Source organism: Streptomyces speibonae (genome assembly GCF_984686075.1).
This window is the reverse complement of sequence record NZ_OZ480260.1, coordinates 4,245,387-4,262,563: the sequence shown is the minus strand read 5'-3', so window position 1 is coordinate 4,262,563 and position 17,177 is coordinate 4,245,387. Positions and strand designations below refer to the sequence as shown.

The 17,177-nt window shown below is 73.8% G+C and carries 10 protein-coding genes and 3 tRNA genes; 7 read left to right on the top strand and 6 right to left on the bottom strand.

Going from position 1 to position 17,177, the window contains the following annotated elements:
• Positions 1–8: 8 nt before the first annotated feature.
• Positions 9–4,655, bottom strand: coding sequence for a hybrid sensor histidine kinase/response regulator (locus AC5L3C_RS19240; RefSeq protein WP_493650056.1), 4,647 nt, complete (start codon positions 4,653–4,655; stop codon positions 9–11).
• A 370-nt stretch (positions 4,656–5,025) separates the two neighbouring features.
• Between AC5L3C_RS19240 and AC5L3C_RS19235 the strand changes: the two genes are divergently transcribed.
• Both AC5L3C_RS19235 and AC5L3C_RS19230 read left to right on the top strand, forming a co-directional pair.
• Positions 5,026–5,116 (top strand) — tRNA-Ser (locus AC5L3C_RS19235).
• Positions 5,117–5,303: 187 nt separating this feature from the next.
• Positions 5,304–5,376 (top strand) — tRNA-Arg (locus AC5L3C_RS19230).
• Between the two features lie 190 nt (positions 5,377–5,566).
• Here AC5L3C_RS19230 and AC5L3C_RS19225 read toward each other — a convergent pair.
• Positions 5,567–5,653 (bottom strand) — tRNA-Ser (locus AC5L3C_RS19225).
• A 64-nt stretch (positions 5,654–5,717) separates the two neighbouring features.
• The gene (locus AC5L3C_RS19220) at positions 5,718–7,241 is read right to left on the bottom strand and encodes a S1C family serine protease (RefSeq protein WP_493650055.1); all 1,524 of its coding nucleotides are present in this window, start codon (positions 7,239–7,241) and stop codon (positions 5,718–5,720) included.
• Positions 7,242–7,555: 314 nt separating this feature from the next.
• Between AC5L3C_RS19220 and AC5L3C_RS19215 the strand changes: the two genes are divergently transcribed.
• The 3 genes from AC5L3C_RS19215 to AC5L3C_RS19205 all read left to right on the top strand — a co-directional run bounded on the left by AC5L3C_RS19215 (position 7,556) and on the right by AC5L3C_RS19205 (position 10,441).
• Entirely contained in the window at positions 7,556–8,386 is an 831-nt protein-coding gene (locus AC5L3C_RS19215) for a glycerophosphodiester phosphodiesterase (RefSeq protein ID WP_493650054.1), read from the top strand.
• Positions 8,387–8,676: 290 nt separating this feature from the next.
• The gene (locus AC5L3C_RS19210; RefSeq protein ID WP_493650053.1) at positions 8,677–9,321 is read left to right on the top strand and encodes an ATP-binding protein; all 645 of its coding nucleotides are present in this window, start codon (positions 8,677–8,679) and stop codon (positions 9,319–9,321) included.
• 154 nt (positions 9,322–9,475) lie between these two features.
• The gene (locus AC5L3C_RS19205) at positions 9,476–10,441 is read left to right on the top strand and encodes a DUF5926 family protein (protein WP_493650052.1); all 966 of its coding nucleotides are present in this window, start codon (positions 9,476–9,478) and stop codon (positions 10,439–10,441) included.
• 634 nt (positions 10,442–11,075) lie between these two features.
• Here the strand turns inward: AC5L3C_RS19205 and AC5L3C_RS19200 are convergent.
• Both AC5L3C_RS19200 and AC5L3C_RS19195 read right to left on the bottom strand, forming a co-directional pair.
• Positions 11,076–11,594: a hypothetical protein gene (locus tag AC5L3C_RS19200; protein ID WP_493650051.1), complete on the bottom strand. Its 519-nt coding sequence runs from the start codon at positions 11,592–11,594 to the stop codon at positions 11,076–11,078.
• Between the two features lie 58 nt (positions 11,595–11,652).
• Positions 11,653–12,318 carry a bifunctional DNA primase/polymerase gene (locus tag AC5L3C_RS19195; protein WP_493650050.1) on the bottom strand — a complete coding sequence of 222 codons (666 nt, stop codon included), beginning with the start codon at positions 12,316–12,318 and terminating at the stop codon, positions 11,653–11,655.
• 505 nt (positions 12,319–12,823) lie between these two features.
• On the opposite strand from AC5L3C_RS19195, the gene AC5L3C_RS19190 reads away from it, so the two are divergent.
• Together AC5L3C_RS19190 and AC5L3C_RS19185 are read left to right on the top strand one after the other, a co-directional pair.
• On the top strand, positions 12,824–14,332 hold the full coding sequence (locus AC5L3C_RS19190; RefSeq protein ID WP_493650049.1) for a PP2C family protein-serine/threonine phosphatase: 1,509 nt from the start codon (positions 12,824–12,826) through the stop codon (positions 14,330–14,332).
• Between the two features lie 689 nt (positions 14,333–15,021).
• Positions 15,022–16,485, top strand: a complete 1,464-nt coding sequence (locus tag AC5L3C_RS19185) for an aminopeptidase P family protein (protein ID WP_493650048.1) — start codon at positions 15,022–15,024, stop codon at positions 16,483–16,485.
• An 85-nt stretch (positions 16,486–16,570) separates the two neighbouring features.
• On the opposite strand, the gene AC5L3C_RS19180 is transcribed toward AC5L3C_RS19185, so the two are convergent.
• Complete coding sequence (locus AC5L3C_RS19180) at positions 16,571–17,035, bottom strand: ATP-binding protein (protein WP_493650047.1); 465 nt, start codon at positions 17,033–17,035, stop codon at positions 16,571–16,573.
• Between the last annotated feature and the right edge of the window lie 142 nt (positions 17,036–17,177).

Here is a 17,177-nt window from a genome sequence, read left to right as displayed (position 1 = left end):
GACGCCGGTCAGTTGGTCCCGATCCGCGCCAGCAGGTCGACGATCCGCTCCTGCACCTCGGCGCTGGTGGACCGCTCCGCGAGGAACAGCACCGTCTCGCCCGCGGCCAGCCGCGGCAGGTCCGCCTGCTCGACGGCGGCCGTGTAGACGACCAGCGGGGTGCGGTCGAGCTGACCGTTCGCCCGCAGCCAGTCCACGATCCCGGACTGCCGGCGCTGCACCTGCATCAGGTCCATCACCACGAGGTTCGGCCGGAACTGCCCCGCCAGCGACACCGCGTCACCGTCGCTCGCCGCCCGCGCGACCTGCATCCCGCGCCGCTCCAACGTCCCGGTCAGCGCCAGCGCGATCTCCGCGTGCTCCTCAATCAGCAGCACGCGCGGAGGGTGCTGCTCGCTGTCGCGCGGCGCGAGCGCCTTCAGCAGGACGGCCGGGTCGGCACCGTACGCCGCGTCGCGCGAGGCCTGCCCGAGCCCGGCCGTGACCAGCACCGGCACCTCGGCGGCCACCGCGGCCTGGCGCAGCGACTGCAGCGCCGTGCGCGTGATCGGACCGGTCAGCGGGTCCACGAACAGCGCGGCGGGGAACGCCGCGATCTGCGCGTCGACCTCCTCGCGCGAGTGCACGACCACCGGCCGGTAGCCCCGGTCGCTCAGCGCCTGCTGGGTCGAGACGTCCGGCGCGGGCCACACCAGCAGCCGGCGCGGGTTGTCCAGCGGCTCCGGCGGCAGCTCGTCGTCCATGGGCTGCGGACGCGGCGGGTCCGCCACCTCCACGGCGCCGCCAGGACCGTCCAGCGGCTCGGGCCCCTCGGCGGCGTTCGCGTCGGGCGCCCCTATGGCGTACGAACGCCCGGTGCCCTCGGTCCCGGGCGCGAGCCGGGACTGGCCGGCGAGCGAGTGCTGCGGCTGGGGCTGCGCCGGTGCCTGGGCCGGGGCGGGGGCCTGGGCGGCCGCCGGGGTGCCGTTGCGTTGGGCCGGTGCCTGCGCGGCGGGCGCGGGCTCGGCCGGCGGGTGCGGGCGGGCGTTCTGCTCGCCGGACGCGGCCGGGTCGGGCCGTGTACCGAGCTTGCGCCGCCGCCCGGACCCTCCGGGCTGGTGCGGAGGAGGCGTGGCCGACGGCAGCGGCTGCTGCACCTGGGCGGCCTGCCGGTTGAACGGAACGCCCTGCCCCAGCGTGCGCACGCTGATCGCCCGCCCCTGTGTGGAGTCCGGGTCCACCGGCGCGGCGGCCTCCGCGGGCAACGGCTGCGCCGCCCGCTGCGGCGTCGCCGCCGGGCTCTCGGGCGGCAACGGGGTACCGGCGGCGGGCGTGGCCTGCAGTTGGGACTGGGGCTGGGGCTGGGGTACGGGTGTACCTGCGCCGGAGCTGTCACCGGCCGCGGGCCACGACTGCGGGGCAGGGGTGCCCTCGGCCGGGGTGCCCTGCGCGGGCGGCGCGGGGGGCGCGGGCGGCGCGGCTTCGGCGGGAAGCGGCTGCGCGGCGGGAAGCGGTGCCGCGGCGGGTGCGGGTGCGGGCGCGGGCGTGTGCTCCGCGGCGACGGCCTGGTTCTGCGCAGGCTGCGACGGCTGCGGTACCTGTGCCGCGGGCACCTGCGCCGCGACGGCCCCCGGCACGCCCTGCCCGGGCACGGAAGCCGCCCCGTTCGGCGGAACAGGAGCCCCCTGCGGAGCCACCGGACGTCCCTGCGAAGGCACAGGACCCCCTTGCGGAGGAACCGGACCCCCCTGCGGAGCCACGGGACCTCCCTGCGGAGGAACCGGACCCCCCTGCGGAGGCACGGGACCTCCCTGCGGAGGAACCGGACCCCCTTGCGGAGGCACAGGCCCCCCCTGCGGAGGAACCGAACCCCCTTGCGGAGGCACAGGCCCCCCCTGCGGAGGAACCGAACCCCCCTGCGGAGCCACGGGACCTCCCTGCCCTGCCACCGGAGTTCCCTGCCCGGCATTCGCCTGCCCAGCCACCGGAGTTCCCTGCTCCGGCACCGCAGTCCCCTGCTCCGCCGCCGATGTTCCCTGCGGAGGCACCGCCCCCCACTGCTCCGGGTTCCCCGGCGCCGGAACGCCCGGCACCTGCCCGGCCTCCGCCGGCAGGGCGGCCACCCGGCGCCGGCGACCGGTCGGGGCGCTGGTGGGATGCGGCTGCGGCGGGGTGTGGTCACCGGCCTGGTCGTGCGGTACGGCGTCGTGGCGGCCGTGGTCGGCCATGACGTCACCGGGAGCGGCGGCCCTGCCCGCACCCGGCTGCGCGGCCTGCCCGACGGCCTCGGCCTGACCGGCCGGCACCGCCTGGTCCGCCTCGGCCGGCGGCAGCGCGAACACCGTACGGGGCACGGCCTCCTGGGCCGCCGCCCGCTCGCTGGCGGCGGCCAGCGCACGCCGCCGCCGTCCCGTCGGCTGCTGCGGCTGCCCCGCGACCTGTCCCGGCGCCTGCCCCTGGGCGGGAACGGGCACGGCCACCTCGGCGGCCGTCTCCCCGGAGCCGGCCGGAGCGGGCAGCGCCGCCGGCAGCGCGTGCTGATCGCCGGACGCGCGCCGGGCACGCCGCCCGGACGGCGCGGGCACTCCCTGCGGCGGTACGGTCCCGCCCAGTGCCGTGTTCGAAGCGGCGGCCCCCGCCGCGTGCTCGGCGGCGGTGACGACGGCACCCTCGGACACCCCGGCACCGGCGAGTTCGAGCTGGGCGCCGGCCGGCGCGTCCTCGGCGGGCCGGCCCCGGCGGCGCCCGGTGCCGCCCGAGACCGCCGCGCCCTCGGCGGACGCCTGGGCGGGAAGCTGTGCCTGCGCGGGCTCGGCGGGCGCCGCGCGGCGCCTGCGCCGGCCGGTCGGCGCGGTCCCGGGGGCGGTGTTCTCCTGCGCGCCGGGCACCTCGCTCTCCAGGAAGGCGTCCACGGAGGAACGTCGCGCCCGGCGCCGCCCGCCGCCGGTGGGGGCGGCCGGTTCCGGCCCCGGCTCCTCCGCCGGGGCCGGTGCCTCGGGAGCCGCCACGGCCCCCGCCCCGCCGCCGATCGGCACCTCGAGGACGAACGCGCTGCCGCTCATGCCCGGCACCTCGTGCGTCTGCAGCACGCCACCGTGGGCGCGGACGATCCCGCGCACGATCGGCTCGTGCACCGGGTCGCCGCCGCTGTACGGCCCGCGCACCTCGATGCGGACGACCTCACCGCGCTGCGCCGCCGCCACCACGACGGTGTTGTCGAGATAACCGCCCGCCGACAGAGGGGTGTTGCCGGTCGCGTCGACGCCCGCGACGTCCGCGACCAGATGGGCCAGGGCGGTCGCGAGCAGCCGCGGGTCGACCTCGGCCTCGATGGGCGGCGCGTGCACGGCGAACTGCACCCGGCCGGGACCGATCAGCTCCACCGCGCCGTCGACCCCGGCGGCGACGACGGCGTCGAGCATCACCTTCGTACGGGCGACCTGCTCGGCACCGGTGTCGAGCCGCTGGTAGCCGAGGACGTTGTCGATGAGCGTGGTGATCCGGGCGTAACCGGCCGAGAGGTGGTGGAGCACCTGGTTGGCCTCGGGCCACAGCTGTCCGGCGTCGTCGGCGGCCAGCGCGGACAGTTCGCGGCGCAGTTCGTCCAGCGGGCCCCGCAGGGACTGCCCGAGCAGGGTGAGCAGCTGGTCGTGCCGGGCGGCGAGGGCCTCGTAGCGGTCCTTCTCGCGCTCGCCGAGCGCGGCGTAGCGCTCCTCGTTGGCGGCGAGCGCCTCGGCGTGCCGCTCGTTGAGCTGCTCCAGCTCGGTGACGTGGCTCTGGCGCAGGGCGGTGAGCTCGGAGCCGTGCTCCTCGGCGAGCCGCTCCAGTGCCTCGGCGTGCTCCTGCTCGCCCTTCTCCTTCTCCTTGAGGAGGGCGTCGTAGGGGCGGCGGTCGAGGAAGGTCATGACGGCGCCGACGAGCTGGTCGCCGTCGCGCACCGGCGCGGTGGTCAGGTCGACGGGCAGCTTGTCGCCGTTCTTGGCGTAGAGCACCTGTCCGCGCACCCGGTGCTTGCGCCCGGAGCGCAGCGTGTCGGCGAGCGGGGACTCGTCGTAGGGGAAGGGGGAGCCGTCGGCGCGGGAGTGCAGGACGAGGGTGTGCAGCTCGCGTCCGCCGAGTTCGCCGGCCCGGTAGCCGAGGATCTGGGCGGCGGCCGGGTTGACGAGGACGATCCGCCCGTCGGTGTCGGTGCCGACGACGCCCTCGGAGGCGGCGCGCAGGATCATCTCGGTCTGCCGCTGCGAACGCGCCAGCTCGGCCTCGGTGTCGACGGTGCCGGAGAGGTCACGGACGACGAGCATCAGCAGCTCGTCGGAGGTGTATCCGTAATTGTCGTACGCCTGCTGGCCGGTCTCCAGGTTCGCGCTGGTGACCTCGACGGGGAACTCGCTGCCGTCCGTGCGCCGCGCGATCATCCGCGTCGGCTTGGTGCGCCCGCGCGGGTCGATGTGGTCGGGGCGCCGCATGGAACCCGGGATGAGCTTGCTGTCGAACTGCGGCAGCAGATCCAGCAGCCCCCGCCCCACCAGGGCGGTGCCCGGGGCCTCGAAGGCCTCCAGGGCGATGGTGTTCGCGTTGACGACGGTCCCGTTGGCGTTGACCAGCACGAGGGCGTCGGGAAGCGCGTCCAGTATGGCTGCGAGGCGAGCAGCGCCTCGGGATGGCCTGCTGCTCACGAGACGCTTCCCTCCTGTTACCGCGATGTGCCGACCGCTCGGGCCATCTTGCCAATCCGCCCGCAACGTGTCACGGGAGGGAGTCTAAGGGCTGGGGGTGCGCCAGGGACGCCGGATGGGCCGGACATTGCATCAGGAAGTGACCGCAATGTGACGCCCGGTACGCCCGGAACGCGCGCGGCCTGCACCGACGCGACCGGAACCTTCGCGGGACCTTTACGCCCCCCCTGCACCCTCGTCGGCGCGCGGGGCTTTGCCCTGCGGGCTTCCTGCCTAGTACCGTGGGCACCGATTGGTGACACCCCACGCGGTTGTGTCATCATCGGCACGCACCGACCCGCTCGCGCTCACGCGTGGAAGGCCTGTGCATGGAGGCGTCGCCTAGTCCGGTCTATGGCGCCGCACTGCTAATGCGGTTTGGGTCTTAAAGCCCATCGAGGGTTCAAATCCCTCCGCCTCCGCCCCCACCACGAAGCCCCGGCCCCAGCGGCCGGGGCTTCGTCCGTACCCCTTCCGAAACCACGTTTACGCAGGTCACAAGGGGTGCACCAAACGGATTTCACATGGCGGCGGCAGTCATGTAATGTTCTTCCTGTCGCCGCGAGCGGGCCGCAAGGGCCGGGAGCGGCGAGAAAACTGAAAAGCCAAGCACTCGTAGCTTAACGGATAGAGCATCTGACTACGGATCAGAAGGTTGCAGGTTCGAATCCTGCCGAGTGCACACAGCTGAGAGGCCCCGGAGAGATCCGGGGCCTCTTGCGTTTCCGGGGCGTACAGCCGATCGCGCGTGCCCCTCGCGTGCCCGGTCGAGCGGGGAGTCGCAGGGAACGGCGGGGAGCCGAGGGGTCCGGGCACGGGAAAGGCCCCTGACCAGTTTCCCGGGTCAGGGGCCGTTTTCAGTGCTTGATGCGCGGAGGCGGTGGGATTTGAACCCACGGTGACATCGCTGCCACGACGGTTTTCAAGACCGTTCCCTTCGGCCGCTCGGGCACACCTCCCCGCGCCTGCCGGTGATCGGCGGCGCGGGGACCAGGGTAACGGGTTCGGGCCGCGGGGGTGGGGTCAGTTGTCGCCCACGCGGGAGCCCAGGGTGAGTTCCGTGGTGCGCTCCTTGCCGTCGCGCTCGTAGGTGATCGTGACCTCGTCGCCCGGCTTGTGCGTCCAGATCTCGCCGATCAGGGTGGGGCCGGAGTCGATGACCCGGTCGTCGAGCTTGGTGATGACGTCGCCGGGCTGGAGGCCGGCCTTGTCGGCGGGGCCGCCGGGGTCGACGGGCTCGGAGCCGCCCGCTCCCTGTTCGGTGATCTTCGCGCCGCCCGTCGTCTCCTCCAGGGAGACCGACGCGCCGATCTTCGCGTACACCGGCTTGCCCGTCCTGATCAGTTCCTGGGCGACGTACTTGGCCTGGTTGATCGGGATGGCGAAGCCCAGGCCGATGGAGCCGGCCTGGCCGGTGCCGAAGCCGCCGTTGCTGGTGGACTGGATCGCGGAGTTGATGCCGATGACGTTGCCCTGCGCGTCCAGCAGCGGGCCGCCGGAGTTGCCGGGGTTGATGGACGCGTCGGTCTGCAGGGCGCTCATGTAGGAGGCCTGGCTGCCGTTGCCGTCGCTGGAGGCCACCGGGCGGTTCTTCGCGCTGATGATGCCCGTGGTGACCGTGTTGGACAGGCCGAACGGCGCGCCGATCGCGATCGTCGAGTCGCCGACGGCCACCTCGTCGGAGTTGCCCAGGGCCAGGGGGTTCAGGTTCGAGGGGGCGTCGTTGAGCTTGATGACGGCGACGTCGTAGCCCTGTGCGTGGCCGACCACCTCCGCGTCGTACTTCTTGCCGTTCGGGAAGGTCGCGGTCACCTTGCCGCCGTCGACGGCCTCGGCCACCACGTGGTTGTTGGTGACGATGTGGCCCTGCTTGTCGAAGACGAACCCGGTGCCGGTGCCGCCCTCGCCGCTGCGGCCCTCGGCCTCGATGGTGACGGTGCTGGGCAGCGCCTTGGCGGCCACGGCGGCGACCGTGCCCGGTTCGCGCTTGACATTGCCGCCGCTGGTGGACGACGAGACGGTCGTCGAGTCGCTGCTGTCGTTCTCCTTGGCCAGCGTGTAGCCGAGGCCGCCGCCCGCGCCGCCCGCGACCAGCGCGGCCACCAGGACCGCGGCGATCATGCGGCCGCGCCCGCCGCCGCCGTTCCTCGGGGCCGGCTGCTGGTACGACGAGCCCCATCCGCCGTGTCCCGCGCCGCCGTCGCCGAAGGACGGGGTGGACGGCGGCGGGGGCGGGGGCCAGGACGCGTCGGGGGCGGAGGAGGCGTGCGCCCCGGCTGGGGGGCCGGCGGGCGTGGCGCCGGGGGAGGCGGGGTCCTGGTTCGGGTCGCTGTCACGGGGGCCGTACGCGGCGGTCCCGGCCGTCGGGGGCTGCGGGGCCGTGCCGTGTGCGGCGGTGTCCGCGGCCGGTGCGCCCGCGGGCGGAGCCGGAGCCGCGCCCGGGGCGGCGTACCCCTGGTGCGCCGAGGCAGCGGGAGCATCCACCGGCGCGGGCGGCGGTGCGGACGGGGCCGGGGGTACCGCGGTGCCCTCGTTCTCGGTGCTCACAGCTTCTCTCCTCGATCCACGGCTGTTGTTCTCGGTCGCACTCGGTCCGGCTCGTTCACGCACGTCCACGAGTCCGGCGCGATGCAGCTGTGCACGTCCCTTTGTATGACGTCAGCCTTTCCCACGGGCCGTCAGGGCACGATAAGCCGTGCCTGTGGGTCCGGGGGCACTCTTTATATAGGGCATTACTCACGTACTTTATATAGGGCATTGCACACATAAGGTGCGCTATCCCGATGCCTCCGACCGGACGTCGAGACCGTTCACGCCACTCCGTGCGCTCGTCCGCCCGCACGTGGTGGCACCATGACGCGGTGACCCACGCACGTCAGCACCCGACCCAAGTCGTCGCGCACCGCGGGGCCTCCGAGGACGCTCCCGAACACACCCTGGCCGCCTATCGCAAGGCGATCGAGGATGGTGCGGACGCGCTCGAATGTGACGTGCGCCTGACCGCCGACGGTCACCTCGTGTGCGTTCACGACCGCCGCATCAACCGTACGTCCAACGGGCGCGGTGCGGTGTCGGCGCTCGAGCTCTCCGACCTCGCCGCCCTGGACTTCGGGTCGTGGAAGAGCCGTGGCCCCGCGGGCGGGCCGCGCGTCGAGGAGCCCGACTGGGAGCACCGTCCGGAGGACCGGGAGGCCACCTCCGTCCTCACCCTGGAGCGGCTGCTCGAGCTCGTCTCCGACGCCGGGCGCCGGGTCGAGCTGGCGATCGAGACCAAGCACCCCACGCGGTGGGCGGGACAGGTGGAGGAGCGGCTGCTGCTCCTGCTCAAGCGGTTCGGCCTGGACGCGCCCGCCACCCCCGAGGACTCGCCCGTGCGCGTGATGAGCTTCTCCGCGCGGTCGCTGCACCGCGTACTGGCGGCGTCGCCGACGCTGCCCACGGTCCACCTCACGCAGTTCGTCACACCGCGGCTGCGTGACGGACGGCTGCCCGTCGGCGTGCGGATCTCGGGCCCCTCGATCCGCATCGTGCGCAGCCACCCGGCGTACATCGAGCGTCTCAAGCATGCCGGGCACCAGGTGCACGTGTGGACGGTGAACGAACCGGAGGACGTGGACCGCTGCGCGGACCTGGGCGTCGACGCCATCATCACCAACCGTCCCCGCGCGGTGCTCGACCGGCTCGGACGCTGAACCGGGCCCCGACGACGGCCCGGACCGGCGGGCGACGCGCCGGACCGCCGGACGACGGGCCCCGACCGGTGAGCGGCGGCCCCGACCGGTGAGCGGCGGCCCCGGCCGGCCGCCGCGCGATGGGTCCCCTCGTGTCACATCCTTCCCATCCGTCCCGGAAATTCCCCGCAGGTATCTTGACCGCGCACTGCGGCCGGGAGCATCCTCGCATCTCGGCCACACCGACGAATTCCAGCCACACGGCTACAGGGAGTGCTCCGGCGCGTTCAGTGCGTATTCACTCGTTCCGAGTGCGTCACCGCTCATGGATTGGCCGGTTTCCGGTTCAGGCCATTGGGGCATCCACACCGTGGCGTGGGGCGAAGGAGGTCTCGGGGGTGGCGTTGGTGGTGGCACAGGAGGTGCCCACGTCGTCGAGCATGGCCGTACCCCATGGCCCTGCGGGCGTGGGGAAGGCGAGGCGCCGTATGAGCGCGCAGTTGCGCGACGGGGGCGTGCCGGATTCGGTCATCGACGACGCCGTGCTGATTCTTTCCGAACTGCTGAGCAACGCGTGCAGGCACGGCCGGCCCCTGGGTGACGCCCTGGCCGGGGACGGCGACGTGCGGGCCGCCTGGCGGGTGGATCCGTGCGGCAGGCTCGTCGTCGAGGTCACGGACGGCGGCGGCCCGACCCGTCCGGCGCCGGCCACGCCGTCGGTCACGGCGCACGGCGGCCGCGGGCTCAACATCGTCACCGCGCTGGCCGACGACTGGGGCGTACGCGACGAGGTTCCGGGCGAGGTCACGGTGTGGGTGGTCGTCCACGACGACGTCCACGACCCGGACGCCTCGGCCGGACACCGGCGCGAGGACTTCGCCGCGCGGGTGACCGCTCCCCCGGTCTCCCGCCTGCCGGAACTCGATTTCGCGGACGTCTTCGACGACCTGGGCTGACGGCCCACCGGCCGCGGGCGGGACCGCACGCCGCCGTCCGCCGCGCCCGCGGGGTGCGCGGTCCGGCACGTTGTCCACAGGTTCCCGACGGCCGTGGCGCGAACGGCTAGGCTCGCGCGGGTACGAGACGAGCCGTAACCGGGAGACACCCACGATGGCCAAGAAGCGACCCCAGACGAAGGCCAAGCGCCCGCAGCTCACGGACGGGCAGATTCCGGTCGTCGGCGCCCGCGAGCCCTGCCCCTGCGGCAGCGGCCGCCGTTACAAGGCCTGCCACGGCCGCGCCGCCGCGCACGCCGTGACCGAGCTGGTGCACCGCCCCTTCGAGGGCCTGCCCGGCGAATGCGACTGGGTGGCGCTGCGCGAACTGGTGCCGGCCGCCACCGTCGAGCTGACGCTCAAGGACGGCCTGCCCGAGGGAGTCCCGTCGGTCACGCTGGCCACGGTGCTGCCGATGGCCTGGCCCGCGCTGCGCCGCGACGACGGCTCGGTGCTGCTCGGTCTGCAGAACGACACCTCCTCCGGCGACATCAGCCGCGATCTGGCCGACACGCTCCAGCGTGCGCTCACCGCCGACCCGGGTACGCCGGTGCAGGGCCGGCGCGCTCCCGCCGACGGGCCCCGGCTGCAGGATCTGCTGGCGCCGGAGGGCGCTTTCGAGCCGGTCGTGCACAGCGGGTTCGAGTTCTGGGTCCCCGACCCGGAGAGCGCCACGCCGGACGTCACCGCCTCCCTGGAGCGGGCCAACGCCGCCGCCATCCCGACGGTCAAGCTGTCGGGCGTGGACTCCGCGTACTGGTGCGAGACGCCCGAGAAGAACCACCTGCGGTGGGTCATGCCGCACCCCGAGGAGCGGCTTCTGGACGCTCTCGCCCGGCTGCACGCGGCGGGGCGGTCCTCCCTGGGCGAGGGCACCCGTCTCGTGGGCTCCTTCCGCGCTCACGGGCTCACCGTGCCGGTCTGGGACCTGCCCAGCGGGGTCGGCGCCGAGGACGTGGAGAAGCCCGCGGCCGAGTTCGCGGAGCGGCTCGCCGAGGCCCTGGCGACGGACACACCGCTCACCGCGGACGAGCGCCGGGCGCGCGGCGGTCTGACGAACCGCCAGGTCACCCTCAACTGAGGCACCGCGCGGCAGGGGTTCCGCCGGCGGCCGGCCGGCGGAAACGCCCGGGCGCGCACCACCCGCCCCATGGGCAACTCCCGTCACGGACAAGCAAATCGGTGACCGGAAAAGCCGAGATCGAATTTGCGAACAGCCGATCTCTTGTTACCGTTCCCATAGCCCGGTTGCTGGTGCATCCCCCGTCGCCAGCAACCGGGTCTTTGTGTGCCGGTTCTCCGCGCACGCGACGCGACCCGCCTCCGGGCACTCGGCCGTGCCGTGGGCGGCTCCCGGTCCCGCGGGACGGGGCACCTCGTTCCGGCTGCTCGGGACCTCCGTTCCCTCGATTCGGGGCCCTCTTTCGATCGCCCGGGATCTTCGTTGCCCGGGATCGGATGACCCGCGTTCCGGCCGACCGGGATCTCCGTTTCGGCGTGCCGGGTGACCCGCGTTCCGGCTCCTCGGGACGCCAGTGCGTCGGGCCGCGCTTCCCGTTCCGGCCGCCTGGGACCTCCATCCGCCGGTCGGAGACCCCCGTTCCGCAGGTCGGAAACCCCCGTTCCGGACGTCCGGGGTTCCCATTCCGCCAAGTCGGCTCTCCCGGCCCGTCGGCGATTCCGGTGTCCGCCGGGCAACGGCTCGTCCCGGGCGTTCAGTCGCTCCCCGCGCGCAGCAGCAGTGTTCCCTGCCCCGCGTGGTGGGCGAACTCCGCCACGGCCGTGTGGCGGGCGAGATCCGCGTCGCCGCTCTCGCGCGGTGTCTCGCACCGGGCCGGTTCGTCGTCGGCGGACACGGCGCACCGCGTCCGGACGGTACGGCCGCCGGGCCCCGTGAGGCTCAGCGCGGCGGACCGCGCCTCTCCCGTGGCGTTGCGGTAGTACGTCCGTGCCCAGATCTCCTCGCCCTGCGCCACGACACAGGTCTGTGCCTCGATGCCGTCGGGGGAGGAGACCGCGGGACCGCAGCGCAGGGCGGTCGACAGATGCGGGCCGGGTGGCGACGGGGCGGCGGCGCCCGGAACGGGTGCCTTGCCGTCACCGCGCGGGGCGGGCCGTACCGCGGACTCCACGGCCATCGGCAGTGCGAACGCGCACGCCGCCACGACGCCCGCGAGGACGAGCGGGCGAGCTCTTCGGAAGGCCCGGGCGCGGCCCCCGGCATGACGCGGCATGCCCCGGGAAGATAGCCGCCCGCGGCGGCCCCCCGGGCGCGGCACGCGCCGGGACGCGCTACATCTCGGGCGCGCTCACACCCGTACGGGTGAGGGCCTCGACCACGGCGTCCACCACGGCCTCGACACCGGGCACCCAGGGTGTGGCCGAGCCGGGCAGCGGCGCGCGCTCCCAGCGGACCCCGCCCTGGGCGGTCTCGGACGGGGGCAGGACGAGGTAGCCGCCCTCACCGTGGAAGCGCAGGGAGCCGGGGACGAAGTCCTTGGCGTACAGCAGCTCGCCCAGCTGCTCCATGGAGTACGGCTGGACGAGGATCGCCCAGCGGTCGGGGGAGGCGACGACCGGGCCCAGCCGCATGCCCCGGCGGTCGAGCGCGGCCAGGGCGCGGGCGGCCGGCACGGCGGGCAGCGAGACCGCGCACGGGGCCCTGCCGCCGGTCGCGAGGACGATGGGCGCCGTCGGCCGGTTGCTCCACCACCAGCGCACCATGCGGGCGTCGGTGGTGGCGGCGAGGAGACCGGGGTCGAACGGGTGGGCGCCCGGCACTGTGCATTCGGGGTCGGGGCAGCCGCAGCGGGACCGGCCCTGCGGGTCGGCCGCCACGCCGGGGAGTACCGGCCACTGCCACTGCGCGGCGTAGGTCAGGGCCGCGCCCATCAGCTCAGGCCCTCCGTCGCCGCGTCGGGACAGGAGCCTGCGTCGCCTTCCGAGGATCTCGCGCATGAGCGCTCGTTCCTTTCCGTTGCACGCCTGGCAACACCGTGGTCCACATCACGTCATGTGTCGATCACTTCACTGTGCGTACCTGTTGGCGCATCACACCCCCGCGCCGGGCAGGGGGAACCCCTCTGGGCCGAGCTTGGGCTGCCTCCGCGGCCGTTCCACCCATACTGCGTCTATCAGAAGTACGGGTGTGGCGTGGGGGTGGCGAAGTCTGGCGTTTCACGTCGCGCGTGGTTCTCTCCGCCTCCGCCACGGGAGGATGGGGCACGGTCGTCGGTGGTTAAGACGCCCGGGTCCGTCGCCAGGTTCCCGAGCGGTTTCCAACCACCCCTGGCCTTCACCGAGTACGTACCCATCACGACCGCTGTGACGCTTCCGTCGAGCAAGGCCAGTCGACCGCAATATGCCTCCCCCTGAGGCAGTTTCAAGCCAACTTCATATTTCGGCAAGGGGTCTGCGGGGAGTTCCCTTCAACCCCACGGACACCAGGAATCCCAGCAGGACAATGCTGGACATCTCCTCACGAGTACGTGTACATGTGGAGACACTGCCGGCGACGCAGAATGACATGGGGGTTTGCGATGCTTTTGAGCAGTACGTACCGGTCGGAAAGCCGGACGCCATGAATGCCCCGCACCCTCCGAAAGTGGCCGGAATCGATTCTACGGTTCCCGCACCGGCACACACTGTCGCGCCCGTCACGGGTACCTCATCCGCCCCTCCCGCAACCCCCCAGAACGCCCCGGGCGCACTGCTCCAGGACCGGCTCGCCGGCTGGGTCTCGGACCTGACGACCCTCCACGAACTCACCGAACGCCTCGTCCGCGCGGGCACACTCGACGAAGCGCTCCAGGAACTGCTCCGCGCGGGAGCCGCGCTGGTCGGCGCCCGACGCGGCCTCGTCGCCCTGGAACCCTCCGACGGACTCGGCCCGGTCACCTCCATCGGCCTGGGACTGGCCCGCTCCGACCTCGGCCACATCGAGACGGTGCCGCGCAGCTCGCTGTCGTACGGCAGGATCCTCGACGGGCTGCCCGCCGACGACGGCATCGCCGAGCCCGACCTGCTCGCCGAGAAGGGGCTCGACCCGCGCCACCGCGAGGTCGCCGCCCGCCTCGGCTACGCCGCGAGCTTCGCCCTCCCCCTGGGCACCGGCGCCTCCGGCCGTCTGGGCGCCGCGGTGTGGCTCTACGACGAGCCGGCCGAACCGGCGGAGCACCGGCGCCATCTCATCGGTCTGTACGTCCGCCACGCCTCCGAGCACCTGGCCCGGCTCCTCGAACTGGAGCGCACGCGCACGCGCATGGCCACGATGGCCGAGGAACTGCTGCCCTCCCGGCTCCCCCGCGTCGCCGGCGTCCAGCTCGCCGCGCGGCACCGCACCTCCCCGCGCGGGGGCGGCGACTGGTACGACGCGCTGCCGCTGCCGGATGCCGCGCTCGGGCTCGCGGTCGGGTCCGTCACCGGGTCGGGGCCCAGCGCCGTCGCCGCGATGGGACGGCTGCGCGCCTCGCTGCGCGCGTACGCCGTGATGGAGGGCGAGGATCCGGTCGCCGTTCTGTCCGACCTGGAACTGCTGCTGCGGCTGACCGAGCCGGCCCGGTCGGCCACCGCGCTGTTCGGCTACTGCGAACCCGCGCTGCGGCGGATCACGCTCGCCGGGGCGGGCCACAGTCCGCCGCTGCTGCTCGGCGAACACCGCGCGGAGTTCGTCGAGACGTCGGTCTCCGCCCCGCTGGGCATGCTCGCCTGCTGGGAGGCGCCGAGCGTGGAGGTCCAGGCGGGGCCGGGAGAGACGGTGCTGCTCTACACCGACGGGCTGCTGCGCCGTACGGGCGATCCGACGGACCGCGCCTTCGCGCGGCTGCACGCCGCGGCGGCCGGGGTGCCCGCCCCGCTGCGCCGCGACCCCGGCGCCGTCGCCGACCACGTCCTGCGCGCGGTGCTGCCGGAGGGGGCGGACACCGGGGACTCGCCGGAGGACGTGGTGCTGCTGGCGGCACGGTTCGAGTAGCGGCGCACGGTTCGACCGGCCGACGATGCGAAGAGCCACGCCGCACCGGCCGCACGGCCCGCCTGACGAACGCGGGCTGCATCGCCCGGCACGGCCGTCCGGCCCGGCCGAGCACGATTCGCCTGGCCGAGTTCGCGGCCCCCCGTCGCCGCGCCGGGCCGCGTCCGAGCCGGTTCCCCCGTCCCGGGCAACAGCACGGCCCGCGCGGCCGAGCACAGACCGCATCGCCCACCACGGTCCGTGCGGCCGAGCACGGCCTTCGTCGCCGCGCGGGGACGCGTCCAGGCCGGCTCTCTCGTGCACGGCCCGGCACACCCCCCGTCGCCGCGCCGGCCACGTCCGAGCCGGTGCCGCCGCATCCCGGGCAACATCACGGCCCGCGCGGCCGAGCACGGCCCGCGGGGCGCCGCGTGCAAGTGGTTCGCCTGGGTCCCAGGCGATGGCACGTTGCGCCCGGAGAACGCGGTCCACGCCGCCCAGCACAGCCCGTCCGGCCGAGCACGGCCTTCGTCGCCGCGCGGGGACGCGTCCAGGCCGGCTCTCTCGTGCACGGCCCGGCACGACCCCCGTCGCCGCGCCGGCCGCGTCCAGGGCGGTTCCGTTGCGTCCCAGGTAACAGGTCCTTCGCCGGTTCGTCCGTTTCCGCCCGACCGTACGATGGGGGGTGGTCCAGTGCCGTATCAAGGAGGATGACCGTGGCGGAGGAGCTGCCGGAGACCCCGGAGACTGCCGAAGAGGAGCCCGTCAAGCAGCGCAAGAACGGCCTGTACCCGGGCGTGTCCGACGAGCTGGCCGAGAACATGAAGAGCGGCTGGGCCGACACCGAGCTGCACGATCTGCAGCCGGTCCCGCAGGCCGCCCGGGCCGCCGCGCGCCGCGCGGCGCTGTCCGCCCGCTTCCCCGGTGAGCGTCTCGTCGTCCCCGCGGGCAACCTGAAGACCCGCTCCAACGACACCGAGTACCCCTTCCGCGCGTCGGTCGAGTACGCGTACCTCACCGGCAACCAGACCGAGGACGGCGTCCTCGTCATGGAGCCCACGGCCGACGGCCACCGGGAGACGATCTACCTCCTGCCCCGGTCGAACCGCGAGAACGGCGAGTTCTGGCTGGACGGCCAGGGCGAGCTGTGGGTCGGCCGCCGGCACTCCCTCACCGAGGCCGCAAAGCTCTACGGCATCCCCGCCTCCGACGTGCGCGAGCTGCCCGAGGCGCTGCGCGAGGCCACCGGCCCGGTCCGGGTGGTGCGCGGTCACGACGCCGGGATCGAGGCGGCGCTCACCGACAAGGTGACCGCCGAGCGCGACGAGGAGCTGCGTGTCTTCCTCTCCGAGATGCGGCTGGTCAAGGACGACTTCGAGATCGGCGAGCTGCAGAAGGCCGTCGACTCCACCGTGCGCGGCTTCGAGGACGTCGTGAAGGTCCTCGACAAGGCCGAGGCGACCAGCGAGCGCTACATCGAGGGAACGTTCTTCCTGCGCGCCCGCGTGGAGGGCAACGACATCGGCTACGGCTCCATCTGCGCCGCCGGCCCGCACGCCACCACCCTGCACTGGGTGCGCAACGACGGCCCGGTCCGCTCCGGCGACCTGCTGCTGCTCGACGCGGGTGTGGAGACGCACACGTACTACACGGCCGACGTCACGCGCACCCTGCCCGTCAACGGCCGCTACACCGAGCTGCAGAAGAAGATCTACGACGCCGTGTACGACGCCCAGGAGGCCGGCATCGCGGCGGTGAAGCCGGGCGCCAAGTACCGGGACTTCCACGACGCCGCCCAGCGGGTGCTGGCCGAGCGGCTTGTCGAGTGGGGCCTGGTCGAGGGACCCGTGGAGCGGGTGCTGGAGCTGGGTCTGCAGCGCCGCTGGACGCTGCACGGCACCGGTCACATGCTCGGCATGGACGTCCACGACTGCGCCGCCGCGCGGACCGAGACGTACGTCGACGGCACGCTGGAGCCCGGCATGGTGCTCACCGTCGAGCCGGGCCTGTACTTCCAGGCCGACGACCTGACCGTGCCCGAGGAGTACCGGGGCATCGGCGTCCGCATCGAGGACGACATCCTCGTCACCGAGGACGGCAACCGGAACCTGTCCGCGGCCCTGCCCCGGCGGTCGGACGAGGTCGAGGCGTGGATGGCGGGCCTGAAGGGCTGACGCGCCACGCGACACACCGCGCGGTGACGGGGGCGGGCACGCGCGCGTGCCCGCCCCCGTCACCGCGCCGCCGCCGGCGCCGTCGCTACACCGCCACCAGCGGCGCGTCCTCGCGCCACTTGAGGATCTTGTCGAAGCTCACCACCGCGCCGCCCCGTCCCGGCTTGTTGCCGAAGTGGACGTGGTCGGCGAGCTCCTGGATGAGGCACAGCCCCCGGCCGTGCTCCGCGTCGGACGCGGCGGGGCGGGCCGGCGGACGGGCCCACGCCCCCGTCACCGAGGGAAAGCCGGGGCCCGCGTCGGCGACCTCGATACGGCACTTCTCCCCGTCGAGATAGGCGGTCACCCGGTATGCCTCCGAGGTACCTTCGCGCGCGGCGTCCCCGCCGTGCTCGACCGCGTTCGCGCATGCCTCGCTGAGGGCGACGGACAGGTCGTAGGAGATGTCGGGGTCGACGCCCGCGGTCTCCATGGTGCCGAGCAGCAGGCGCCGGGCGAGCGGCACGCTGGCGGCATCACGCCGCAGATGGAGTGACCACCAGATGCTCATGCTCCAGCCTCCTGGCTGCGGCTCGACATACCGTTAGGTATTGCCCTGAGTCCTCGCTCGTAAGCGTGGCGTTGACGTGATACCGCCCATACGGCGGGTGTGCGCCGGAGCCGAACGGTGTATGTGGGGCGGCCCGTGTCAG